The sequence below is a fragment of the Larkinella sp. C7 genome, assembly GCF_006149005.1.
Lineage (GTDB): Bacteria > Bacteroidota > Bacteroidia > Cytophagales > Spirosomataceae > Larkinella.
Genome location: NZ_VBSL01000250.1, coordinates 1 through 337, shown reverse-complemented (window position 1 = coordinate 337; position 337 = coordinate 1). Strand labels below are relative to the sequence as shown.

Genomic DNA, 337 nt, shown 5'->3' with positions numbered 1-337 from the left:
CAAACTTGAACTTTCCATAGTCCATAATCTTAGCAACTGGTGGAGTCGCTTGCGGTTGAATCAAGACTAGGTCAACATTGGCATCATCTGCGACTGCCTGTGCTTCAGACAAAGGTTTGATGCCAAGCTGTTCTCCGTCAAGTCCCACAAGGCGAACTTCCCGAACGCGAATTTCATCATTTATGAATAAATCTTTTTTTGCGATGATTTTCACCTCTTCATTATTTTAGAGAAAAACGAAAGCGGACTTGCCAACGCAAGCCCGCACTACAGTATATTCCATGGGAATGAAATTTGACATGTAGAGCCAGACAACGTTTGTCGCAAGGCGAGAAGC

1 protein-coding gene and 1 other annotated feature are annotated in these 337 nt (G+C 43.9%); the gene reads right to left on the bottom strand.

Annotated features, from left to right (window positions below):
- A partial coding sequence (gene infC / locus FH871_RS35305; RefSeq protein ID WP_138995388.1) for a translation initiation factor IF-3 occupies positions 1-214 on the bottom strand: 214 nt, incomplete at its 3' end.
- Positions 215-228: 14 nt separating this feature from the next.
- Positions 229-337: a sequence feature (ribosomal protein L20 leader region), on the bottom strand. This feature is flagged as partial in the annotation.